This is a genomic window from Stenotrophomonas sp. 86156_Sma (assembly GCF_056481625.1).
In genome coordinates, this window is sequence record NZ_CM151157.1 from 1,073,591 (window position 1) to 1,097,681 (window position 24,091).

The 24,091-nt window shown below is 64.7% G+C and carries 14 protein-coding genes, 1 tRNA gene and 1 other RNA gene; 12 read left to right on the forward strand and 4 right to left on the reverse strand.

The window, feature by feature from the left end; genetic code table 11:
* Positions 1-9 precede the first annotated feature (9 nt).
* From ACZK33_RS05020 to ACZK33_RS05030, 3 genes are read left to right on the forward strand one after another with little or no spacing between them, the layout of a single operon-like run.
* On the forward strand, positions 10-759 hold the full coding sequence (locus ACZK33_RS05020) for a 3-deoxy-D-manno-octulosonic acid kinase (protein WP_049400634.1): 750 nt from the start codon (positions 10-12) through the stop codon (positions 757-759).
* Entirely contained in the window at positions 759-1,526 is a 768-nt protein-coding gene (locus ACZK33_RS05025; protein WP_121504042.1) for an MBL fold metallo-hydrolase, read from the forward strand. Before ACZK33_RS05020 ends, ACZK33_RS05025 begins: the two co-directional genes overlap by 1 nt.
* Positions 1,523-1,912, forward strand: a complete 390-nt coding sequence (locus ACZK33_RS05030) for a nuclear transport factor 2 family protein (protein ID WP_125894644.1) — start codon at positions 1,523-1,525, stop codon at positions 1,910-1,912. The genes ACZK33_RS05025 and ACZK33_RS05030 overlap by 4 nt, the downstream gene beginning before the upstream one ends.
* A gap of 78 nt (positions 1,913-1,990) precedes the next feature.
* Here the strand turns inward: ACZK33_RS05030 and ffs are convergent.
* Positions 1,991-2,087: signal recognition particle sRNA small type (ffs, locus tag ACZK33_RS05035), an RNA gene on the reverse strand.
* Between the two features lie 300 nt (positions 2,088-2,387).
* Between ffs and ACZK33_RS05040 the strand changes: the two genes are divergently transcribed.
* Positions 2,388-2,705 (forward strand): DMT family transporter, encoded by a 318-nt coding sequence (locus ACZK33_RS05040; protein WP_005415486.1) that lies wholly within the window; start codon positions 2,388-2,390, stop codon positions 2,703-2,705.
* Positions 2,706-3,062: 357 nt separating this feature from the next.
* Positions 3,063-13,964 (forward strand): autotransporter-associated beta strand repeat-containing protein, encoded by a 10,902-nt coding sequence (locus ACZK33_RS05045; RefSeq protein WP_423174369.1) that lies wholly within the window; start codon positions 3,063-3,065, stop codon positions 13,962-13,964.
* Positions 13,965-14,021: 57 nt separating this feature from the next.
* Here the strand turns inward: ACZK33_RS05045 and ACZK33_RS05050 are convergent, their stop codons facing one another.
* Entirely contained in the window at positions 14,022-14,465 is a 444-nt protein-coding gene (locus ACZK33_RS05050) for a GNAT family N-acetyltransferase (RefSeq protein WP_121504039.1), read from the reverse strand.
* 75 nt (positions 14,466-14,540) lie between these two features.
* Positions 14,541-15,647 carry a DUF3667 domain-containing protein gene (locus ACZK33_RS05055; RefSeq protein ID WP_423174368.1) on the reverse strand — a complete coding sequence of 369 codons (1,107 nt, stop codon included), beginning with the start codon at positions 15,645-15,647 and terminating at the stop codon, positions 14,541-14,543.
* A gap of 959 nt (positions 15,648-16,606) precedes the next feature.
* Here ACZK33_RS05055 and ACZK33_RS05060 point away from each other — a divergent pair.
* The 3 genes from ACZK33_RS05060 (at position 16,607) to ACZK33_RS05070 (ending at position 19,027) form a co-directional block, all read left to right on the forward strand.
* Complete coding sequence (locus ACZK33_RS05060; RefSeq protein WP_423174367.1) at positions 16,607-17,407, forward strand: Fic family protein; 801 nt, start codon at positions 16,607-16,609, stop codon at positions 17,405-17,407.
* A 223-nt stretch (positions 17,408-17,630) separates the two neighbouring features.
* Complete coding sequence (locus tag ACZK33_RS05065) at positions 17,631-18,323, forward strand: hypothetical protein (RefSeq protein WP_152593485.1); 693 nt, start codon at positions 17,631-17,633, stop codon at positions 18,321-18,323.
* Between the two features lie 365 nt (positions 18,324-18,688).
* Positions 18,689-19,027, forward strand: coding sequence for a hypothetical protein (locus ACZK33_RS05070; RefSeq protein WP_152593484.1), 339 nt, complete (start codon positions 18,689-18,691; stop codon positions 19,025-19,027).
* A gap of 1,241 nt (positions 19,028-20,268) precedes the next feature.
* On the opposite strand, the gene ACZK33_RS05075 is transcribed toward ACZK33_RS05070, so the two are convergent.
* Positions 20,269-20,361: transfer RNA gene (locus tag ACZK33_RS05075), tRNA-Ser, on the reverse strand.
* Between the two features lie 144 nt (positions 20,362-20,505).
* On the opposite strand from ACZK33_RS05075, the gene dnaX reads away from it, so the two are divergent.
* The 4 genes from dnaX to ACZK33_RS05095 all read left to right on the forward strand — a co-directional run bounded on the left by dnaX (position 20,506) and on the right by ACZK33_RS05095 (position 24,054).
* Complete coding sequence (gene dnaX, locus ACZK33_RS05080) at positions 20,506-22,560, forward strand: DNA polymerase III subunit gamma/tau (RefSeq protein WP_423174366.1); 2,055 nt, start codon at positions 20,506-20,508, stop codon at positions 22,558-22,560.
* A 6-nt stretch (positions 22,561-22,566) separates the two neighbouring features.
* A complete protein-coding gene (locus ACZK33_RS05085) occupies positions 22,567-22,887 on the forward strand; it encodes a YbaB/EbfC family nucleoid-associated protein (RefSeq protein ID WP_005408298.1) in 321 nt (106 codons plus the stop codon).
* Between the two features lie 141 nt (positions 22,888-23,028).
* Complete coding sequence (gene recR / locus ACZK33_RS05090; RefSeq protein WP_010483844.1) at positions 23,029-23,628, forward strand: recombination mediator RecR; 600 nt, start codon at positions 23,029-23,031, stop codon at positions 23,626-23,628.
* Positions 23,629-23,694: 66 nt separating this feature from the next.
* Positions 23,695-24,054, forward strand: coding sequence for a histidine triad nucleotide-binding protein (locus ACZK33_RS05095; protein ID WP_014646179.1), 360 nt, complete (start codon positions 23,695-23,697; stop codon positions 24,052-24,054).
* The last annotated feature ends 37 nt before the right edge of the window (positions 24,055-24,091 follow it).

The window sequence follows — 24,091 nt, forward strand, 5'->3', positions numbered from 1 at the left end:
CTCAATGAAATGGTCGCATTCGACGCCAATGAAGCGCTGACGCCATGCCGCGAGGGTCGCGGCATCGGGGCCATTCTGTTCGACCGCGAGCGGCTGCGGCAAGCCGAGATCGGCCTGTTCTCGCCCCAGCACTGGGGCAGCAGGGCTCGGCCGGTGGGCGAGGGCGGTCGTGGCAGCGCCTGGTTCGTCGATGCGCCGTTCGGCGCCAGCGTGCTGCGCCACTACCTGCGCGGTGGCCTGGCGGCGAAGATCAGCCATGACCAGTACCTCTGGCGCGGCGCGGACCGGACGCGCAGCTTCGCCGAATTCCGGCTGATGCGCGCGCTGCGCGAGAAAAAGCTGCCGGTGCCCCGGCCACTGGCGGCGTTCTACATGCGCGAGGGCCTGCGCTACCGGGCTGCGATCCTGATGGAGCGGATCGAGGGTGTCCGTTCGCTGGCCGACCGTGCGCTGGTCGCGGGCCGGGGCGCACCGTGGGAGGAGACCGGGCGGCTGATCGCCCGCTTCCATCGTGCCGGCCTGGACCATGCCGACCTCAATGCGCACAACATCCTGTTCGACGGCAACGGCCACGGCTGGTTGATCGACTTCGACCGCGGGGTGATCCGCATCCCGGCGACCGCCTGGCGCGAACGCAATCTCAAGCGCCTGCTGCGCTCGCTGATCAAGCTGCGCGGCGAGCGCAGCATGGAAGACGTGCAGAAGGATTACGCGCGGCTGCGCCGCGCCTATGACATGGCCTGGAACCGGGGCACCTGATGGACTGGTCGTTGCGTTTCCTCGGCGTCGGCAATGCGTCGGCGGTCGAGCTGGGGTCGCCGATGTCGGTGATCGAACGGGACGGTCGGCCGTGGCTGACCATCGACTGTGGCGGCGAAGGCCTGACCGCGTTCAAGGCGCACTACGGGCACATGCCGCAGGCGCTGTTCGTCACCCATGTGCACCTGGACCACGTGGCCGGCTTCGAGCGCCTGTTCGTGGACACCTTCTTCAATGCGCACCGGCGCGGCAAGGTGCGCCTGTACGTGCCCGCCACGGTGGTGCCGCTGCTGCACAAGCGCATCGGTGATTATCCGAATGTGCTGGCCGAGGGCGGTGCCAACTTCTGGGATGCGTTCCAGCTGGTCGTGGTGGGCGAGGCGTTCTGGCACGAGGGCGTGCGCCTGGAAGTGTTCCCGGTGCGCCACCACTGGCCGGAGACGGCCTATGGCCTGCGCCTGCAGGGCGCGCTGACCTGGAGCGGCGATACCCGGCCGATTCCGGAGATGCTGGCCCGCTTCGCCAACGACAATGAACTGATCGCGCACGACTGCGGCCTGCACGGCAACCCGTCGCATACTGGCGTGGACGACCTGGAGCGCGAGTACAGCGCCGAACTGCAGGCGCGGATGATGCTCTACCACTATGCGAGCGCGGCCGACGGCCAGGCGCTGGCCGCGCGGGGGCACCGTGTGGCGCAGCCGGGGCAGTGCGTGCCGCTGGCCAACCCCACTGCAGCGCACGTGCTGGTGCAGGATCCGCCGTGAGCGGTGCTGGCCAGCCCGCCGACGCGGCGCTGGCTGCCGAGCTGGAGGCGCTGGAACGCGCGCTGCATGCGCCGCAGGTGCGGGCCGATCGCGAGCAACTGGCGGCACTTCTGGACGAGGATTTCAGCGAGATCGGCAGTTCCGGGCGATGCTACGGCCGTGATGCGGCGTTGCAGGAGATCCCGCTGGAGCGCGCTCAGGTGCTGATCGAATCGGAACAGTACGCGGTGTGGCTGTTGGCCGAGGATCTGGCCCAGGTGCGCTACCGCAGCCGCTATCACGTTGATGGCCAGGCCCAGGGCTGGGTGTTGCGCAGTTCGCTGTGGCGACGGCATGCGCAGGAATGGAGGGTGGTGTTTCACCAGGGCACGCCCGCGGCGGGGTAGTGGTGGGCGATGCCCGGTGAAGGGCGCCAGCCAAGGCTGGCAGCTACCAGAAGTGGGGCCACGCCCGAAAAGGCGATGGCCCCGCCGGCTGACCTCGGCGCCCGCGTCGATCGATACCGTTGCTGCCTTCCGGCCCTGGCGGGATTTTCGACCTAGCGTCGCGAGGGGCCGACGGGGCCACCATAGAGACGTTGGCCGCCCAGTGGGCGGCCGGTTCACGGATCAGGGGAAGCAGCGCGCGATGCGCCGGAGACCACAGCCGGACTGCACATCGGCTGGCCGATGGCAGACGGCAACTATAGCGCAGGCAGGTACATCGACGCCAGCTTCGTGCACTGAATCGGCTGTAACCCGCGTCTGCCGGCAACGCCCCGCGCCGACCGGCGTTGCTAGAATGCCGGCCAGGAGGAACGACCTCCCCCACATCGGGAATCAATGACCAGGACGGCCTGGCCCTACCAAGAGGAGGGCTGTCATGGCCTGGATCTATCTGTTGTTCGCCGGCCTGTTGGAAATCGTCTGGGCCGTGTCCATGAAGCAGTCCGAAGGCTTCACCAGGCTCACCCCTACCGTGGTCACCATCATCGGCATGATCGCCAGCTTCTGGCTGCTGGCGGTGGCCATGCGCAGCCTGCCGCTGGGCACCGCCTACACGATCTGGACCGGCATCGGCGCGGTCGGTGCGTTCGTGGTCGGCATCGTCTTCCTCGGTGAGCAGGTCAGCCCGATGCGGATCGGTGCGGCGGTGCTGATCGTTTCCGGCCTGGTGCTGATGAAACTCTCGAGCAGCTGAATGCATTTAGTTGGGCGGAGAAAGGAATCTCCGCCTGCTGCAGGTATATGCATTTTCGGCAAAACCATTTTGTCCGCACGTTTTATTTGACGTGCGTCATGAAAATAACGCGCGTGATTCACATGCCGCTGGCGCGATCGGCCGCACAGTGCCGCCATTCGTCATGCGAAATCGGGGAGTTTTCGCCTTGACGGACACGTTGACCTGCCTTTTCCAGGTGCGGTCGCGTGAAGATGTGAAGATTTTCAGAAGTTAATGACGCCAGGCCTTGTTCCCGTGTCGGGAGCCGGGGTAGGCCGCATTGTCTTCAAAAAACCTGCCTGCAGTGCCATCCGGTCTTTTCATGGAGATTTACCGATGAACCGCATTTACCGTCTGGTTTTCAATCGCGCCCTCGGCGTAATGCAGGTTGCTTCGGAGGTCACCCAGAATCCCGGCGGAAGCGCGGTCTGCGCAGGGTGGGTGCCGCGATTGCGGGCGCACCAGTTGGCGGTGGCATTGGCGGCCACGCTGGCCAGTGGTTCGGCGTTCGCGGCGTGCACTACCGCAGGCACCACGGTGACCTGCGCGACTGGCTCTAATACCAATTCGCTGGCCAACAGCATCAATGGCGTGACGCTGGATATCCAGACCGGCGCTGTGCTCAGCGTGCCGCCGATCGTTGGCGGAAGTGCCGTGAATTTGAGCGGTAACGGCATCACCGTGAACAACCAGGGCACGATCGATCCCACCCTCAACGGTGGCCTGAGCCTGGCGGCGTCGGGCATGGTGCTGGGTAACAACACCGTCGGTGGAAACACCATCAACGTCAACAACCAGGCGGGCGGGGCGATCAAAGGCCTGGTCAATATCGGCTCCATTCTCGGTTTCGGTGGACAGGCGCTGGTGATGCAGAACGCTTCCGGCGGTGTCAGCAACATCATCAACGCCGGCAATGTGGACATGTCGATCCTTGGCGCAGGCCTGTTGACCACGGCCGATGCGGCATCGATCGTCAGCTACGGTGGTGCGCAGACCAATCTCAACAACACCGGCACCATTACCGGCCGCATAGGGTTCCAAGGCTCGGCCACGGCGGGGGCCGGCAATACCTTCCTCAATGCGGGAACCATCAACGGCAGCGTGAACCTGGGTAGTTCGGTCACCGGCAACACCTTCACCGCCGTGTCTGGTTCCAGCGTCAATACCGCCGGTATCGGCGTCGCTGGACAGGTCGGCGTGCTTGCGGTGAATCTGGCCGCGGCCGGCATCGTCGACGGTGGTTCGGCGTCCAACAACAGCCTGGTGCTGCAGAACAGCCCAACCGGCCCGGGCAGCGGTACCGGTGGGGCGGTGACCACGCTGGGCTGGAACCAGTACATCAACTTCCAGAGGCTCACCGTCAACAGCGGTACCTGGAACCTGCAGGGTGCGTGGGCTGGCGCAGGTACGACCACGCTCAATGATGGTCTGATCAATTTCAACAATGCCGGTTCCTTCGGCACAGGGCTGTTCACCGCCAGCGGCGGTGCCATCGCCTCCTCCACGGCCGGTCTGAACCTGGCCAACGCTTTCAGCCTCGGTGGCAATCTGTCTCTGTCCGGAACCAATGCATTCGGTCTGGGTGGCGTGCTGTCCGGTACTGGCGGGCTGACGGTCAGCAACACCGGCATCGTTACTCTCGGCGGCGCAAACCTGTTCTCCGGCGGCGTCAACCTCAATGCCGGCGGCCTGGTACTGGGCAATGCCGGGGCACTGGGCAGCGGCAGTCTGACCGTCGGTGGCAGCGCGTCGCTGGATACGACGGCGGGCTTCACCCTGGGCAACAATCTGGTGATCAACGGCGGGGGCTCGCTGAACCTGCTGGGCAGCAATGCGTTGTCATTGAACGGTTCGATCTCCGGCGCTGGCGACCTGGTCAAGGCGGGTCCGGGTACCCTCACCTTGAATGGTGCCAACCTGCTTACGGGCTCCTTCGCGGTCACCGGTGGTGCGCTGGCATTGGGCGCCGGTGGCAGCCTGTCGCCGACAAGTGCGATCTCGCTGAGCGCAGGTACCAACCTCGATCTCTCGGTTGCGGCCAGCCAGACCATCGGCTCACTTGCCGGATCCGGTGCGCTCAACCTTGGCGCGCGCAGCCTCACGTTGGGTGGCTTGAACACCAGCACCAGCTTCTCCGGCGTCATCGGCGGTGTCGGCGGCGCGCTGGTCAAGGTCGGTACGGGTACCCAGACCCTGTCGGGCGCCAATACCTTCACAGGTGGCGTCACGCTCAACGGCGGTGGCCTGCTGCTGGGCAATGCAGGCGCGCTGGGTACTGGAACACTTAGTGTTGGCGGCAACGTGTCTCTCGATGGCACCGGGGCGCTCGCTCTCGCCAACGCGGTCAATCTGGGCGCGGGCAGCATCCTCAATCTGTCCGGGAACCAGGCATTGACCTTCAACGGCGTGATCGGTGGCTCCGGCAGCCTGGTCAAGAACGGCGCGGCCACCTTGACCCTCAACAACGCCAACACGTTTGGTGGAGGGCTGTCGCTCACGGCTGGAGGACTGGTGCTCGGCAACGGCGGTGCGCTGGGAACCGGCGCATTGAATGTCGGTGGCGCGGTGACGCTTGATGCCAGCTCGGCACTGACCGTGGGCAACGGCATCAACCTGGGGGTGGGTGGTTCGCTCAACGTGCTGGGCTCCAACGCGCTGACGCTGGGCGGCGTGATCGGTGGTACCGGCAGCCTGGTCAAGAACGGCGCCTTCACGCTCACGCTGGGTGGGGCCAACGCATTCACCGGCGGTCTGAACGTGAACGCAGGAAAGGTGGCACTGGCCAGTGGCGGCAGTCTGGCGGCCACCGGGGCGGTGAGCATGGCGGGGGCCGGCGCCGAACTGGACATCTCGCTCGGCGGCAACCAGACCATCGGTGCGCTGTCCGGTGCGGCAGGCAGCATCCTCTCGCTGGGCGGCAGCACGCTCACCTTCGGTGATGCCACCAACCAGACATTCGGCGGCGTGATCGGCGGTACCGGTGGCCTGGTCAAGCAGGGAACGGGCACGCAGACGCTCAGCGGCGCCAATACCTTCAGTGGTGGCCTGAACCTGGCGGCCGGTGGCCTGTTGCTGGGCAACGGCAGTGCACTCGGTACCGGCGCATTGACGGTCAGCGGCAATGGCTTGCTCGACGTAACCGCAGCACTGAATCTGGGCAATGCCATCAACCTTGGCGCGGTGCTGACCCTGCCGGGCAGCCAGAACCTCACCCTGGGCGGCAACATCACCGGCACCGGCAGCCTGACCAAGAACGGTGCCTCGCTGCTGACCTTGAACGGCACCAATGCCTTCAGCGGCGGCCTGAACCTCAATGCCGGCAGCCTGCTGCTGGGCAACAGCGGTGCACTCGGGACGGGCGCATTGAGCGTGGGTGGCAATGCATCGCTCGATGGCAGCACGGCGTTGAACCTGGTCAACAATGTCACTCTGGGTAGTGGGGCTGCGCTGTCGCTGCCGGGTTCGCAGGCGATCACGCTTGGCGGGGTGGTTTCCGGAGCCGGTGGCCTGGTCAAGAACGGCGCCAGCACGCTCACGCTCAACGGCGCCAACAACTTCGCCGGTGGGCTGACGCTCAACGGCGGTGGCCTGATGCTGGGCAACGCTGGCGCACTGGGAACCGGGCTGCTTGCCGTGGGCGCGAACGCGACCCTGGGCAGTACGGTGGCATTGAACCTGGGCAATGCCATCGATCTCGATGCCGGTGCGCAGCTGAGCCTGACCAGCAATGAGAATGTTGCTCTGGGCGGACTGATCACCGGCACCGGTGGCCTGATCAAGACCGGCACTGGCGTGCTGTCGTTGAACAACAGCAACACCTTCAGTGGTGGTCTGACGCTGAATGCGGGCGGTCTGTCGGTCGGCGCCAACGGTGCGTTGGGTACCGGTGCACTGAACATCGGCGGCAATGTTTCTCTGGATGCGAGCGCCCCGGTTTCGCTGGTCAATGCAGTGAACCTGGGCGCCAATACGCTGACCCTGCTGGGCAGCAGCAATCTCACTCTGAGCGGTGTGGTGAGTGGTGCCGGTGGCCTGATCAAGGACGGCGCCTCGACGCTGACCTTGTCCGGTGCCAATACCTTCCTCGGTGGCGCTACGGTCAACGCAGGTACGCTGGCACTCGGCGCGGGTGGCAGTCTTGCCGCCATCGGTGCGGTGGACCTCGCCGGTGCCGGCGCGACGCTGGACATCTCCGCAGCGGGTGCCGGGCAGACCATTGGCGCGTTGAACGGCGCGGCAGGCAGCCATGTGGCATTGGGCGCGCAGACCCTTACTTTCGGTGGCGCCAGCAATGGCAGCTTTGCCGGTGTCATCGATGGCAGCGGTGAGCTGATCAAGGTCGGTGCTGGCGTGCAGACGCTGTCCGGTGCCAATACCTTCAGTGGCGGTGTCGCGCTTGATGCCGGTGGCCTGATCCTCGGGAATTCGGGGGCGCTGGGCACGGGCACACTGGGCATCGGCGGCAACGTCAGCCTGGACGGAACGACGGCACTGAACCTGGCCAACGCCGTGAACTTCGGTGGGGGTACGCAGCTGACGCTGGGCGGCAGCAGCGATCTCACCCTTGCAGGCGTGGTGGCCGGCAGCGGCAGCCTGATCAAGAACGGTGCAGGCCTGCTGACGCTCAACAACACCAATACCTTCGGTGGCGGCCTGACCTTGAACGGTGGTGGCCTGGTGGTCGGCGCGAACGGCGCACTCGGTTCCGGCACGCTGGCGGTGAATGCCAGCACCACGCTGGATGCGGGTGCTGCTGCGACGCTCGGCAATGCGGTCACGCTGGGCTCGGGTGTCGCACTGACATTGCCGGGTAGCAATGCGCTGACGCTGTCGGGTGTGATCGATGGCAACGGCAGCCTGATCAAGAACGGTGCCACCACGCTGACGCTGTCTGGTGCCAACACCTATACCGGCGGTACCACCATCAACGCCGGTACGCTGGCACTGGGAACAGGTGGCAGCCTTGCCGCGGCGGGTGATGTCACGCTGGGCGCAGGCGCTGGCTTCGATATCTCCGGTGCCGGCAGCAGCCAGACCATCGGCGCGCTCAACGGTGCGGGCGGAAGCACGCTGGCGCTGGGCGGAAACTCATTGACGTTCGGAACCGCCAGCAACGCTGCGTTCGATGGCGTGATCAGTGGTGGCGGCGGTCTGGTGAAAGTGGGCGCCGGCGTACAGACGCTGTCCGGCGCCAACACGTTTGGCGGCGGCGTGACGCTCAATGCAGGCGGGCTGGTGCTCGGCGATGACGCGGCGCTGGGCTCTGGCGCGCTCACCGTCGGCGGGGCCGCCACGCTGGACACCACCGGCCTGGCGGCACTGACCAACAACATCGCGCTCAACGCAGGCCTGACCGTACTGGGCACCAATGCGCTGACGCTCAACGGGGTGATTTCCGGTACCGGCAGCCTGACCAAGAATGGTGGCGCAACGCTGACCTTGAACGGTATCAACTCCTACACCGGTGGCACCAACATCAACGCCGGCACGCTGGCGCTGGGGGCCGGTGCCAGCCTGGCGGCGAGCGGTACCGTGAACCTCGCCACCGGCGCTACGCTGGATCTGTCGGCCGGTAGTGGCACGCAGGTGTTCGGCACCCTGGTCGGCAACGGTACGGTCAACCTGGGCGCCAACTCGATCGAAGTCGGCGGTGCGACCAATGGCACCTTCAGTGGCTCTATCGCAGGTACGGGTGGCCTGACCAAGGTCGGTGCGGGCATCGAGACGTTGACCGGTGCCAACACCTATACCGGCGGAACCTTCATCAATGCCGGCACACTGGCGATCGGTCCGGGCGGCAGCCTGGCGGCCACCGGTGCAGTGACACTTACCGCAGCGGGAACCGGCTTCGACATCTCGACGTCCGGTGCCAGCCAGACCATTGGTTCGTTGGCCGGGGTGACTGGCTCCACGGTCACTCTGGGCGCGCAGTCGCTGATCCTCGGCGGCAACGGCAACAGCGTGTTCGACGGCGCGATTTCCGGCACCGGTGGCCTGGTCAAGAACGGCACCGGCATCCTCACGCTGGGCGGCGCCAACCTGTTCAGCGGCGGCCTGGCGCTCAACGGCGGTGGCCTGGTGGTCGGCAACAACGCTGCGCTCGGCAGCGGTGCGCTGACGGTGGGGGCCAGCGCTACGCTGGATGCTTCGACCGCGGCCAACCTGGCCAACAACATCACGCTGGCATCAGGTGCCAACCTCAACCTGCTGGGCAGCAATGCACTGACCCTGGGCGGCATCGTTTCCGGTACCGGTGGGCTGATCAAGAACGGTGCGGCCACCGTGACCCTGACCGGTGCGAATACCTACACCGGAGGCACCACCATCAACAGCGGCACGCTGGCGATCGGCGCCGGCGGCAGCCTGGCGTCGACCGGCGCGGTGAACCTGGCCGGTACCGGTACCCTCGATATCTCTGCGGGCAACCAGAGCATCGGTTCGCTTGCCGGTGTGGCCGGCAGCACCGTGGCGCTGGGGGGCAGTGCGCTGACCCTGGGCGGCACGGTAGACAGCACGTTCAACGGTGCGATCACCGGCAATGGTGGCGTCGTCAAGAACGGCGCAGGCGTGCAGACCCTCAACGGCGCCAGCACCTTCAGTGGCGGTGTAACGCTCAATGCAGGCGGCCTGGTGGTCGGCAACGATGCCGCTCTCGGCACCGGGGCGGTAACGGTGGGTGGCAACGGCACGCTCGATTCGAACACTGCGGTGACGTTGGCCAACAACTTCGTCCTCAACGCCGGGCTGACCGTACTCGGCAGCAACAACCTCACCCTCAACGGCAGCCTGAGTGGCACCGGCTCGCTGACCAAGGAGGGCGCGGCAACGCTGACCTTGAACGGTGCCAATACCTATACCGGTGGCACCTTCATCAATGCCGGTACGTTGGCATTGGGTGCCGGCGCGAGCTTGAATGCCAGTGGCATCGTCAACCTGGCCAGTGGTGCCACCTTCGATCTGTCGGCGGGCAGCGGCACGCAGCAGTTCGGTACCCTGATCGGCAACGGCACGGTGAACCTGGGCGGCAACACCTTGACCATTGGTGGTCCCGTCAATGGCACGTTCAGTGGTTCGGTGGGGGGCACCGGTGGGCTGATCAAGGAAGGCACCGGCACCCAGACCCTGACCGGTGCCAATACCTTCACTGGTGGCACCACCATCAATGCGGGCACGCTGGCGATTGGCGCCGGAGGAAGCCTGGCAGCGAATGGCGCGGTGACACTGGCCAACGCCGGAACAGCGTTCGATATTTCTGCCGGTGGTGCGCAGAGCATCGGATCACTGGCCGGTGTTACCGGCAGTACGGTCGCGCTCGGCGGCAGCACGCTGACCCTCAATGGCGTAGGAAACACGACCTTCGCTGGTGACATTACCGGTACCGGTGGCCTGGTGAAGAATGGTGCAGGCATCCAGGGCCTGACCGGCAGCAATACCTTCAGCGGTGGCGTGGCACTCAACGCCGGTGGCCTTGCCTTGGGTAACAACAATGCACTGGGAACCGGCACGCTGACCGTGGGCGGCAATGCCAGCCTGGACGGCACCAGCGCGCTGACGCTGGCCAATACCGTGCAGCTGGCCAGCGGCACGCTGACCCTTGCCGGCAGCAACGCGCTGACCTTGAACGGCCCTATCAGCGGCGCTGGCGGCCTGCTCAAGGATGGCGCAGCAACGGTCACCCTGGGCGGTGCCAGCACCTACACCGGTAACACCACCATCAACAGCGGCACGCTGGCGGTGGCGGCCGGTGGCACCCTGTCGGGTGCGAGCACGGTCAATCTGACCGGTGCCGGTACGCTGGACATCAGTGCCGGTGGCAACCAGAGCATTGGTGGCCTGGCCGGCGTAGCCGGATCCAGCGTAGTGCTGGGTGGTGCGACCCTGACCACCGGCGGCAACAACGGCAGCACCACCTTCGGCGGTGTGCTCAGTGGCACCGGTGGCCTGGTGCAGAGCGGCACCGGCACGCTGACCCTGAGCGGCGACAACGTCTATACCGGTGGCACCACCATCAACGGTGGCAGCACGCTGCAGCTCGGCAACGGCGGCAGCTCCGGTTCGGTGCTGGGCGACATCACCAACAACGGCAGCCTGGTCTACAACCTGGGCAGCACCGCAACCGTGGGCGGTGTGGTCAGCGGTAGCGGTGGCCTGACCCAGGCCGGCAGCGGCACGCTGGTGCTGACCGGCAACAACACCTACACCGGCGGTACCACCATCAATGCAGGCGGCACGCTGCAGGTCGGCAATGGCGGTGCGACCGGCGCGATCGTCGGCGACATCACCAACAACGGCGCGCTGGTGTCCAACGTGGCGGGCAACACCACGCTGGGCGGCACCATCAGCGGCAGTGGTGGCCTGACCCAGGCCGGCGCTGGCACACTGGTGCTGACCGGCAACAACACCTACACGGGCGGTACCACCATCAATGCCGGTGGCACGCTGCAGGTCGGCAATGGCGGTGCGACCGGTGCGATCACCGGCAACGTCGCCAACAACGGTAGCCTGGTCTTCGACGTGGCGGGCAATACCACGGTCGGCGGCGCGATCAGTGGCAGCGGTGGCCTGACCCAGGCCGGTGCCGGCGTGCTGACGCTGGTCGGCAACAACACCTATACCGGCGGTACTATCATCAATACCGGTGGCACGCTGCAGGTGGGCAATGGTGGAGCGACCGGTTCGATCGCTGGCGACATCACCAACAATGGTTCGCTGATCTCCAACGTCGCGGGCAACACCCTGCTGGGCGGCACCATCAGTGGTGCGGGTGGCTTGACCCAGGCGGGCAGTGGCTCGCTGGTGCTGACCGGCACCAATACCTACACCGGCGGCACCACCATCAACACCGGTGGCACGCTGCAGCTGGGTAACGGTGGTGCGACCGGCTCGATCGTCGGCGACATCACCAACAACGGCACGCTGGTGTCCAACGTGGCCGGCAACACCACGCTGGGCGGCACCATCAGCGGCAGCGGTGGCCTGACCCAGGCCGGCAGTGGCACGCTGACCGTGACCGGCAACAACACCTACACCGGCCCGACCACCATCACTGCCGGTGGCACCCTGCAGGTGGGCAATGGCGGCGCGACCGGTGCGATTGGCGGCAGCGTCACCAACAACGGCAGCCTGATCTTCAACGTGGGTGGCAACACCACCGTCGGCGGAGCCATCAGCGGCAGCGGTGGCCTGACCCAGGCCGGCAGCGGCACGCTGATCCTGGGCGGCAACAACACCTATACCGGCGGCACCACCATCAACACCGGCGGCACGCTGCAGGTCGGCAACGGCGGCGCGAGCGGATCGATTGCCGGCAACGTCAGCAACAACGGCAGCCTGGTGTTCAACGTCGGTGGCAATACCACCGTTGGCGGCACCATCAGCGGCAGCGGTGGCCTGACCCAGGCCGGCGCTGGCACCATCACCCTGACCGGCAACAACACCTACACCGGCGGCACCACCATCAACGCCGGTGGCACGGTGCAGGTTGGCAATGGCGGCGCCAGTGGCTCGATCACCGGCAACATCACCAACAACGGTGGGCTGATCATCAACACCGGTGGCAGCACCACGCTGGGTGGCACCATCAGCGGAGGTGGCAGCATCGTGCAGGCCGGCCCGGGCGGGCTGAATCTCGGCGGCAACAGTGGTGGTTTCAGCGGCGCCGGCCAGGTCACCGGCGGTGGCCTGAATGTCACCGGCAACATCGGCGGCCAGTGGACCATCGGCAGCGGCACCACGCTGTCCGGCACCGGCACCATCGGTGGCACCGGCGGTGGCGTGACCGTATCCAGCGGCGGCGTGCTGTCGCCGGGTAATGGCCCAGGTAATGGCAGCGGCGCGGGCAATGGCACCGGCACGATCACGGTGGGGGGTAACCTGACCCTGTCGCCGGGCAGCACGCTGGGCATCGATCTGGGCGCCACCGGCAGCGACACGGTGCAGGTGGGTGGCAGTGCCAACGTGGGTGGCAGCAGCGTGCAGGTGAATACCATCTCGCCGAGCACCAGCTACCAGCAGGGCCAGCAGTACACCGTGGTCAATGCGGGCGGTGGCGTGAGCGGGCAGTTCGCTTCGGCGAAGACGCCGTCGGCCTTCCTGACCATCACCCCGGTCTACACTGCGAACACGGCCAATCTGCAGATCGATGTGGCGCAGACCGCAGCCTTCACCACGGCGGCGAAGACGCGCAACCAGTACAACACCGCCGCAGCGCTGGACAGCCTGCCGCAGAGTGGTCCGGCGCTGGGCCTGTACAACACGGTGTTGATCTATGACGCCGCCACCGCGCGCAGCGCATTCGACCAGCTGTCCGGTGAAGTGCATGCCGCCAGCCGCGCTGTGCTGCTGTATGACAATTACCTGGAAGAGGGTATCCGCCAGCGCCTGGGCAGTGAGCTGCCGACCGTGCGCGGTGAGCGTGCCTCGGCCTGGCTGGCCGGCAGCGGCAAGGTGTTCAGGCAGGATGGTGATGGCAACGGCGACGACATCCGCTCCAACCGCAATGCGCTGATGGCCGGCGTGGACTGGCAGCTGGGCGAGCACGTGGTGCTGGGTGCAGCGGCCGGCAACGAACGGCTGGATACGCGCCTGTACGATCGCAGCTCGCGCGCCCGCCTGCGTGGCAACACCTTCGGCCTGTATGCGCAGGGCCAATGGAACAACGGCTTTGCGGTCGGTGGCAGCGTGTCGCGCGGTGACTACCGCACGCGCACCACGCGTGAGGTGCCGCTGCTGGGCCAGACCCTGTACAGCCGCCAGGACTCGGATGTGACCATCGCCCAGGTGGAGGGCAGCTGGACCTGGACCCACGGCAGGACCCAGCTGCAGCCGTACGTGCAGTTCACCAAGCACTGGGTAGACAGTGATCGCGCGGTGGAGCAGGGCGGCACTGCTGCGCTGGAGCTGGAAGGCGGCAAGGACACGCTCAATGTCAGCACCGTGGGTGTGCGGGGCCGCTGGGACGTGGGCAGCGGCGAGCGCTTCCCTGCACAGCTGACGGTCGGCCTCGGCTGGCAGCATGCTTCGGGTGACACCGACGTGGCCAGCCGCAACCGCTTCGCGGTCGGTGGCAATGTGTTCGATGTGTACAGCGCGGTGATGGCACGCAATGCGTTGGTCAGTCAGGTCGGCGTGGCGGTTGGGCTCGGCCGCAACAGCCAGCTGTCGATGTTCGTGCAGGGCCAGCACGGCGACGGTCGCCGCGATGTCGGCGGGCAGATCAACCTGCGCGTGGGTTTCTGAGGGGAGCGGGCCAGCGGTAGAACCACGGCGGGCGTGGATGGGACCGGGGCGGGAGCGCTAGAGCTCCCGCTCCATTTCCACAGCGTCGATCCCGGCGCCGTGGCCATCGGGCACCACACGTGTCACCTGGAAGCCCAGGCCGGCGTAGAAGCCCTGGGTGTGCTGGCTGGTGCTGAGCGTGACGCGATTGATCGAGGGATCCGCTTCGGCCTGGCGCAGGCGCGCCAGCGCCAGTTCGCGTCCCAGTCCATGCCGGTGCAGCGCGTGCTGCACCATGCCCCAGCAGAAACCGGCACTGCCATCACCGCGTCGCGACAGGCCGCCACAGGCCACGATGCTGCCATCGCGCTCGATGACCTGGAATGCACAGTCCATGGCGAGTTCTCGCAGGAAGCGTTCAAAGTCGCTGCGCTCTTCGGGCGCGAAGTAGGTGGGCACGTTGCTGTCGAAAATCGACAGGCAGGCGCTGGCATCTGCGGGGCGGTAGAGGCGGAGGTTCATGGGCCCACGATAGACGATCGTCAGTAGATCCACGCTACACGTGGATTCATGGGCCGGATGCCGTGCGTGTATCCCTCAGGCCGAGATTCCCGCCAGCACCGCATACATCACCACGAAGCTCACCAGGAACAGGTAGACGCCGCCGATGGCAAGGTAGCGCAACACGGTCAGCGCCTTGTTGCCGCCATACACGCGTTGCTGCATCCACAGCAGATAGACCGGGACCGCCAGCCACAGCAGGGCATACAGCCATTGGCTGGCGGCGGCGAAGGCGGGGGATGCGAGCGCGCTGCTGATGCCGGCGATGAGGAAGGTTGCCAGCAGCACCATCATCAGCCAGCAGTGGCTGTACAGCGCCACCACCAGATGTTCCAGATACCCCATCTGCCGTGGCACGTAGGCGATGCGCAGTACCAGCGCGAACACCGGCATCAGGAAGAACAGGGCACCGGGCAATGCGGTCAGGATCGCCTGCATGTACAGATCGGTCTTGCCCCCCATGCGCTGGATGTTGGCGTTGCCGTTGTGCAGGCGCTTGTTGAGCCAGTTGTTGGCGAACCGGGGCCAGCCGGCCACCACGATGGGGTTGGTGTCAGCGTCCCACGGTTTGCCGTTGACGGTGTGGTTGAAGAAGGTGCCGGGCTCGGTCGTGGCGACCTCCTTGCTGGTGCCGGTGAGCTCGGCTTTGCGCTGTGCGGCTGCCGCATTCACCGCCGCTCTGGCCATGGCGAAGCCGGCGTTGCTGGTGGCAGGTGAGCTGGCCTGCTGTTGATCGATCATCGTCAGCTGTTTCGCGCGTGCGGCCTCGACCTGTTCAACGGTGATGGACTTGGCATACAGCGAATCGCCTCCGCCCATGCGGATGTCGTCGACGTGCACGAACAGTTTGCCGATGAAGAACGTAAACAGGGTGAGGATGACGAACAGCCGCAAAGGCTGCACGTATCCGACCCGGCGGCCCTTGAGGTAGTTCTGCGTGATGCGGCCGGGAACCCAAAGATCGCGCAGCGTGCGGAAGATGCGCCCGTCCAGGTGCCAGAAGGATTCGAACACTTCTTCGATGGCATGGCCCACGTGCTTGAGCGGGTTGTGCGCCGATTGCCCGCAGCGATGGCAGTAGTGGCCCTGCAGGGCGGTGTTGCAGTTCTCGCAGTCGGCGTGAGCGCTGTCGATCGAGCTCATGGGCAATGGGCTTGGCGTCGGTTGAAGGCGCCTACGATAGCGAATTTTCAGGATCCGTTCAGCTTTGTTTTGGAGTGCCAACGAGCGTGCGTAAGGCGATCAAAAGCATCCACGCGTGGCGTGGATCTACTGATGGATCTGGAGGAACAAGTCCCTCTGTTGAGGGGCTGCCCCGACAGGGCGGGGAGAGGCAGGCGAAGGGAGGGGCCCAATGGTTGCACAGCAACGTTTGGGGCGAAGCGCGCGCAGCGCACTTCGCGTCCCGCGCCAGATAACTGAAAAAGGCCACCCCTTGAGGCAGCTTTTTTCAGTTATCTGGCGGAGAGGGGGGATCCAGTTGAGTCGGATCCAACCCCTTGAACCGCTTGGCATTCACAAACCGGGAGTGCCCTGTTTTGTGCCCGGCGCATTGTAGGACTATCCAAGCATGCACGGATAGCTCCGGGGCTCCTCCGTGTGCCTTTAGAGAATGCCGCCTGGATCGCCGAGGGCTGGTCGCGGGATAGCTACTCCAATTGGTCCTACCCGCTGGACCCGACTGCTCAATGAGCCATCTCAGGGCCTCCTAGTGGCTAACCACTTCACTGCGAACAACGGGCACCCGGCGAGGGGAGAGGATCTTCTCCCAATCACCGGGGGTGATCATGCCACTTCTACGTTAGTACGTATCGGGACGACTCATAAGCGCCGCCCAAGCTCTCAATTCGCTATCGGGGACATGAAGAATGCCGTCGGCTGTTGAAATCCATCCGGGCTGCCTATTCACACCGCTGCCGTTGATCAAGGAAGCGGCCGATCCCCGCATATGGGAAGACCATGGAGTCGTTGTCTCCAGTCCCCAGCCACTGTCAGGGCACTCATTTTCCTCAGTGACGCACACTGCCTGGCGGATGGACATGAAAGCGGCTCGGGCACTGCTGCTGATTACAGCCCGATTCAATCGTGTCCACAGAGTCCACGTGGCTGAGAGCTATTCACTTTCACCCAGTGCCAAGGACGGAATCATTCAAAGCATCCGACCGCTGGCAACTAGCGATGTTCAGGATTGGAGGAGTTTTCTGGAGCAGATGGCTCAGTGCTCCGGAATTGCACCGTTCCAACTTCGCTCAGATCGCTCCTGGGTCGGGGCAGCATCGCCCTTAGAGGCAAGTCTTGTTTGCCCCGCAATGGCAAGAGTGCCGCAACAGATGGCGGATCTAGTGTCATTCCTCGCAGATCATCTCGACAACCCCAATGAGGAGATTGACGAAGCCGCGGCATTTCAGTTCTTGACGATCCATCCGTTGCATGACGGCAACGGCAGAGTGGCCCGAACCCTCTTGATCAAAATGGCCTCCAGGAAACGTAGCTTGTATCCGCTTTACATTGCGTGGCGGCTCATGTTCGACAAAATTGGCCTAACTAGATCATGGCGGGAGCGATCCATGGACGGTGGAACCTTATTCGATGTGAACCACTACATCCAATGGCGTCATACCAGCTCTAACATCGGGAAAGCCTATCTCGATGCAGAAGCGGCAGGGTGCGATACCCGCGTTCTGGATTGTCTAGCAGCCTTCGGACAGATTTCCTCAGCCGGCATCTGTGCACTCAACAGCACGGTAAATCATGGGCTTTCCGCAAAAATAGTTTCCAAACACGAGGACTGTCGCCACATCAAGTTCTATAGCGAAACGCTTCGCACCCTTCTCCGGAAGATCTGCAAGGACAGTGCTTCGGGAGAAAATTGCCCTCCTCAATCGATAAATGCACAAGGATGAATTGAGAAAAATGCGACACGTGCACCGCTCAAAAAACTCGACAACTCGGGGCTCGGATCTGAGTGCCGCAATACGGCATAGCATCAGATTGACCTTGGTAGTTGCAGGATGCTTCTTTGCCGTTCAGCCCGGCTTCGCAGACACCTCGACGGACAGGGGCACTACCAATCTTCCTCCGGTGGACGCAACCCCTCCTCCCTACGTTCCTCCATACACTCCTCCGATGGAACCGCCGGCTCGCCCGCCTGACCTAGGATATGATCCCGGCGATTCAAGTGGTGGGGGCGGTGGCGGGGCTGGTAGTGACCAGCAACAATCTTGTGAATTCCTGCTTGCCACTCGTCCCGCCGCATGCCCTAATCCTATTCCCATGCCAACGGATCCGCTGTTTGGGGATGATCGAATACCCGCGGGACAACGCTCTTCCATGCGGATGGCTCATTCGTTCGTCAATGGCAAGGCCTATTGGGAAGGAACGCCGATCCAGATGGATTCCCTAGCCATCTGGTTCCTTCAAGTAGCTTTGCAGGAACAGGTCAACAGTTTCGCCTCAGGCGCCAGCCTTGTGGAGACCAATGCTCGCATGCGGATTCAGCTTGGTTTGACATGTGACATTCAGCTCGATGCGTCGAGTCAGTATCGCGTCGGGGGAACGCTGACCAAGCCGGAACAGTATTGTATCGAGATGCTGAAAGCATTCGATGCTGAGGCCAACGACAATCAGAATTTCATGATTTGGTTCATTGAACATCAACGAAAGGTTGGCGTACCCCTCGAAAACTACGTTCCGTATGGGATCGTCGAGCTCGTTGACACGCGAAACTCTATCGGCGAGAAATGGCGTGCAGTGACGGAAGACGCATCCTGCTCAAAATGGTGGACACAGGTCCAGAAAAACATGTGCGGGGTAAAGTAATGCACGCGAGATCGATTCTGTTTACGGCCATTTTGGCAGTCATCGCCACGGCTTGTTCAGAACAACCCGCCCCAGACAAGGGCGCAGTGGCACCGGCGGCAGAAGGCGCCGAGTCGTCCCACTCTGTTCCGGGACAGACACCACGCGCTACCACGTCCCAGCACTCGACGGGTGGTGAATCCCATAGCTTTGACGCGGCCGTGGTTGCGCAGCGCTTGTGCACTGGAGACTGCCGTGACGCCGGCCCTCTGCAAGCAAGATCGCAAGAAGAGGCTGAATGGCTAATTCGGCATCAATATCCTTCGCAGGCTGAACTCGAGCGGCTTCGATCAGAGTCGCTGGATGTATTGCAGCAAAAGGCGTCAGTGGGCGACTCCACCGCAGCCGCGGTGCTGGGAAAACGGATTGCCTTGGAGAAGAACTTCATGGACGGCCAAGTCATGCTCCGAAATCAGGTGCTATCGGGCAACTTCTATGCGCTTTACGCGATCTCAGAGTCGTATCGCGAATCGAAAGTGCCAAACGCGGTAGATGGTGCAGCATATCTCCGTCTGGCTTACATCATGGGCGACCACAAAGCAGCGACCGAGATTGCGAAGATGGGTCTCAGCTCTGCGGAGCTGGCGGCTGCCGACAGGAGAGCGTCTTTGCTCTACAAGGGATTCGCAGGAGACCAGGTGCCTGATCCGCGCCCACAAGGGTAGTCGTATATGGTGCAGCAGGGTGCCCTCTTAAGGGCACCCTGACTTCGCAGGCATGGGCAATAATGCAGTGCTGGTCGATGTAAGCCATCGACCAGCGCGCCAGAGCTCTCCGCATTGTTCCCTTCTTCTTCCCTTGCTTGGCGGCATTGGCTGCTTTTCGCTTTTTCTTCATGGTTCGGCGCAAGCTTCGCCGCTCGTGTCGTAACCAGCGGCTTTCAGGAGTTTGTCGGCGGCGCGTGCCGCTGCTAGGACGTTTGCCCACCCCTAGTGCATAACGAGTTTTCGCCGTTGCGCAAGCCCGGCGGCGCAGGAGCGCCGCCATTACCGTTTTGCCGAGAGGGGGCCGAGCGGCAGCGAGGCCAGTCGATTTGCTAGTGCTCGGTCACCGTCCCGTCTGCCGCCTTGGTCCGGTTCAAGATCAACTGCTGTAGCGGGTCGCCATCGGTCAGGTGCTTGGAAGCGCGCCGATGTCCTCTTCCTTGATTCCCATGCGTTGCTCTCTCAGCGCCTCGAAAGCCCGAGCATAGCGCGCCGTCAGTTGCAGGGCGCAGCTGGGCCACGGCCAGCTCGGTCTTGCGCAGTCGGCGTTTGAAGACGCGATGGCCTGGAGATCGGCGGGACCCGTTGCCGGAACGATCAGAGCCCAGAGGGCGCGCGAACAAGATGGTGTGGGATGTGCATCGTCAGATGTGTCCCGATTCGTGTCCCGCCGAAGGTTACCCCAGAAAAGCAAAAATCCCTGCGTAAACAGAGGCTTGCGTAATCTTGCGGAGAGAGGGGGATTGTCGTGTGCATCCATGCACCCGATCCCGATGCGCGTTGCGCCTCGGGACCCGCCTGCGGTGATCTGTCCGTGCATGTCCCGCATCTGGAGGAACAAGCCCCTCTGTTGAGGGGCTGCCACGACAGGGGCGGGGAGAGGCCGGCAAAGGGAGGGGCCCAAAGGTTGCGCAGCAACGTTTGGGGCGAAGTGCGCGCAGCGCACTTCGCGTCCCGCGCCAGATAACTGAAAAAGGCCGCCCCTGGGGGCAGCCTTTTTCAGTTATCTGGCGGAGAGAGGGGGATTGTCGTGTGCATCCATGCACCCGATCCCGATGCGCGTTGCGCCTCGGGACCCGCCTGCGGCGGTCCGGTTCTGCTCCTGCAGAACCGTCGAACCCCGGCGTGGCTTCTCACCACCCATCCCATCCGCCAGACAAACGCAAAAAGGCCACCCTGTGGGCGGCCCTTTTGCATTTGTCTGGCGGAGAGAGGGGGATTCGAACCCCCGAAGCGCGGTTTAGACGCTTACACACTTTCCAGGCGTGCTCCTTCAACCACTCGGACACCTCTCCGGATCCCTGCCATCGGCAAACGCCTCAGCAGGGGCGCAGATTCTAGCGGGCTGCGCGACACTTCACAAGCACCCCGGTCAGGAACCTGCGAAGGACGTGCCGGAGGCGAGGGGGCTGGACAGGCATGGCACAATGGAACATCCGATGGAAAACGGTGGCCTGATGTCCTATCTCGTCCTTGCCCGCAAGTGGCGTCCGAAGCGTTTTGCCGAGCTGGTGGGCCAGGAACACGTGGTCCGTGCGCTCAGCAACGCGCTGGACAGCGGCCGGGTCCACCATGCGTTCCTGTTCACCGGTACCCGCGGCGTGGGCAAGACCACCATCGCGCGCATCTTCGCCAAGTCGCTGAACTGCGAGCAGGGCACCAGCGCCGACCCGTGCGGCCAGTGCGCGGCCTGCCTGGACATCGACGCCGGCCGCTACATCGACCTGCTGGAAATCGACGCCGCGTCCAACACCGGTGTGGATGACGTGCGCGAGGTGATCGAGAACGCGCAGTACATGCCCTCGCGTGGCAAGTACAAGGTCTACCTGATCGACGAAGTGCACATGCTGTCCAAGGCGGCGTTCAACGCGCTGCTGAAGACGCTGGAAGAGCCGCCGGAGCACGTGAAGTTCCTGCTGGCCACCACCGACCCGCAGAAGCTGCCGGTCACCGTGCTCAGCCGCTGCCTGCAGTTCAACCTCAAGCGCCTGGACGAGGATCAGATCCAGGGCCAGATGACCCGCATCCTGGCGGCTGAGGAAATCGAGGCCGACGGCAGCGCCATCGTGCAGCTGGCCAAGGCCGCCGACGGCAGCCTGCGTGACGGCCTGTCGCTGCTGGACCAGGCGATCGCCTACGCCGGCGGCGCGCTGCGCGAGGACGTGGTGCGCACCATGCTGGGCACGGTCGACCGCACCCAGGTGGCAGCGATGCTCGATGCGCTGGCCGAAGGCGATGGTCCGCGCCTGTTGCAGGTGGTGGCTGCGCTGGCGGAGTTCTCGCCGGACTGGAGCGGCGTACTGGAAGCGCTGGCCGAAGGCCTGCATCGCATCCAGGTGCAGCAGCTGGTACCGGGTGCCGCAGCGGCTGCCGAAGGCCTGGATGCGACGGTGTTCGCCGAACGCCTGCGTCCGGAAGTGGTGCAGCTCTGGTATCAGATGGCCTTGAACGGCCGTCGTGACCTGCCGCTGGCGCCTAGCCCGCGCGCGGGCTTTGAAATGGCTGTGCTGCGCATGCTGGCGTTCCGCCCGGCCGCGGCGGTCCCGCCGGTGCCGAAGTCGGTGGACGGTGCAGGCAATGCGCCGGGTGGCAATGCTGCCGGTGGTGGCAGCGGTACGGGTACCCACGAAGCGACACCGGTTGCTGCCGCCACTTCGGCAAGCCCGGCCGTAGTAGCGCAGGTGGCCGCTCCGGCGCAGGCCGCGCCGCGCGAACCTGAACCCGAACCTGAGCCGGCCCCACGACCCGAACCGGACCCGACCCCGGAGCCCGAGCCGGTTCCGGTGGAAGAGCCCGTGTCACCGCCGCCGGTGAAGGCCGAAGCAGCGGCACCGGCATCCGTTGAAGCCGAAGCGGGCGACGACCTGCCGCCGTGGGCCACCGACGAAGTCGAGGCGCGTGACGAGGCGCTGGCGGCCGAGATGGCTGGGCCGGACGCTGCCATGGTGGCGCCCTGGCATGAACCGCCAGCTCCCGTCGCGGCTCCCAGCGAGCCTGCGCCGCTCGAGCGCCCGTTCCGCACTGAAGGCATTGCCATCGCGCCGGCCGAGCCGGCCCCGGCACGTGATGCCGTGCCGCAGGAAGGTGTCAGCGATCTGGCCAGCGCCGAGGGTTGGCTGGATCTGGTCGCCAACAGTGGCCTGAGCGGCCCGTCGCGGCAGCTGGCCGCCAACGCTGCCTTCATCAGTTGCCAGCACGGGACCTTGAAACTGGGCCTTTCGCCCGGATTTGAATACCTGCGCTCGGAGCGCGCGCTGGCCGCCCTGGGCGAGATGCTGGAGAAGGCCCTCGGCCAGGCGCCGAAGATCGTGGTCGAGACCGTGGAAACCGAACACGTTCCGGCCGAGACCCTGCACCAGCGTGCCGACCGCCAGCGTAGTGAGCGGCAGCAGGTGGCAGAGGCCGTTTTCATGGACGACCCGGAAGTGCAGGTGCTGATCCAACAGCACGGTGCCCGGGTTGTTTCCGATTCCATCCGTTCTTTTGACGAGTAAGACACCATGCGCGGAAACATCGCCCAACTGATGCAGCAGGCCCAGAAGATGCAGGAAAACCTGCAGAAGGCCCAGGAAGAAATCGCCAAGATCGAAGTGACCGGCAGCGCCGGCGGCGGCATGGTCAGCGTGACCCTGACCGGTGCCAAGGAATGCCGCAAGGTGCGCATCGACCCGTCGCTGACCAGCGACCCGGAGATGCTGGAAGACCTGATCGCCGCCGCCTTCAATGATGCGTCGAACAAGATCGATGCCGAGTCGAAGTCGAAGATGGGGTCGGCCACCGCCGGCATGCAGCTGCCGCCGGGCATGAAGCTGCCGTTCTGATCTTCAGCGTGGCACCCGTGTAACCGGGTGCCACGGATCCCGTAGAGTCGAGCTTGCTCGACTGTTCCAACCTTCAGTCGAGCATGGCTCGACTCTACAAACAGCTGTCGAGCGTGCTCGACGCCATGAAAGCATGCCGCCGTGTCCGCACCCCTGCTTGAACAATTGATCGACGCATTGCGGGTGCTGCCTGGCGTCGGCCAGAAGACTGCGCAGCGCATGGCCTATCACCTGCTCGAGCGCGAGCGCGAAGGTGGCCAGCGTCTGGCCGAGACACTGGCATTGGCGGTGGAGCGAATCGGCCACTGCGTGCAGTGCCGCGATTTCAGCGAAACCGAGCTGTGCCCGACCTGCGCCAACAGCAGCCGCGAACGCAGCCAGCTGTGCGTGGTCGAATCGCCGGCCGACCGCCTGGCCATCGAAAACGCCACCGGTTTCCGCGGTGTCTACTTCGTGCTGCAGGGGCGGCTGTCGCCGCTCGATGGCATCGGCCCGCGCGAGCTGGGCCTGGAGCAGCTGGAGCGGCGGCTGGCCGAAGGCGAGGTGCAGGAGCTGATCATCGCCACCAGTGCCACTGTCGAGGGCGAAGCCACCGCGCACTACCTGGCGCAGCTGGCGCGCGCACGCAAGGTGCAGCCCAGCCGCCTGGCGCAGGGCCTGCCGCTGGGCGGTGAACTGGAATACGTCGATCGTGGCACGCTGTCGCACGCGTTCGGGACGCGCAGCGAATTCCGCGATTGAGCAACGGCCGGCATGGCCGGGCGTGAGCGGCCTACAATGCGGGAGACATCCCCGCCGAGGCCGACCATGAGCAACGAAACCCTCTTCAGCAAGATCATCCGTCGCGAGATCCCGGCCACCATCGTCTACGAGGATGACGAGGTGCTGGGCTTCAAGGACATCGCACCGCAGGCGCCGGTGCACGTGCTGTTCATTCCGAAGAACGAGATCATTCCGACCCTGGATGACCTGCAGCCGTCGCAGGCGCACCTGATCGGCAAGCTGGCGCTTGCTGCCGCCGAGTATGCGCGCCGCGAGGGCTTTGCTCAGGACGGCTACCGCATCGTGATGAACTGCCGCGAGGATGCCGGGCAGACCGTGTTCCATATCCACATGCACCTGCTGGCCGGTGCGCCGCTGGGGCACTTCGGTACCCCGGGGCGTTGAAGCCCCTATCCACGCATGGCGTGGATCTACCGTATCC

What these genes read in the sequence shown, in the direction of transcription:
- ACZK33_RS05055 (WP_423174368.1), bottom strand. Translation starts at nt 15,647, where the DNA reads ATGAGCTCGATCGACAGCGCTCACGCCGACTGCGAGAACTGCAACACC.
- ACZK33_RS05065 (WP_152593485.1), top strand. Translation starts at nt 17,631, where the DNA reads ATGGAACCGCCGGCTCGCCCGCCTGACCTAGGATATGATCCCGGCGAT.
- ACZK33_RS05025 (WP_121504042.1), top strand. Translation starts at nt 759, where the DNA reads ATGGACTGGTCGTTGCGTTTCCTCGGCGTCGGCAATGCGTCGGCGGTC.
- ACZK33_RS05040 (WP_005415486.1), top strand. Translation starts at nt 2,388, where the DNA reads ATGGCCTGGATCTATCTGTTGTTCGCCGGCCTGTTGGAAATCGTCTGG.
- ACZK33_RS05045 (WP_423174369.1), top strand. Translation starts at nt 3,063, where the DNA reads ATGAACCGCATTTACCGTCTGGTTTTCAATCGCGCCCTCGGCGTAATG.
- ACZK33_RS05085 (WP_005408298.1), top strand. Translation starts at nt 22,567, where the DNA reads ATGCGCGGAAACATCGCCCAACTGATGCAGCAGGCCCAGAAGATGCAG.
- ACZK33_RS05020 (WP_049400634.1), top strand. Translation starts at nt 10, where the DNA reads ATGGTCGCATTCGACGCCAATGAAGCGCTGACGCCATGCCGCGAGGGT.
- ACZK33_RS05050 (WP_121504039.1), bottom strand. Translation starts at nt 14,465, where the DNA reads ATGAACCTCCGCCTCTACCGCCCCGCAGATGCCAGCGCCTGCCTGTCG.
- dnaX (WP_423174366.1), top strand. Translation starts at nt 20,506, where the DNA reads ATGGAAAACGGTGGCCTGATGTCCTATCTCGTCCTTGCCCGCAAGTGG.
- ACZK33_RS05095 (WP_014646179.1), top strand. Translation starts at nt 23,695, where the DNA reads ATGAGCAACGAAACCCTCTTCAGCAAGATCATCCGTCGCGAGATCCCG.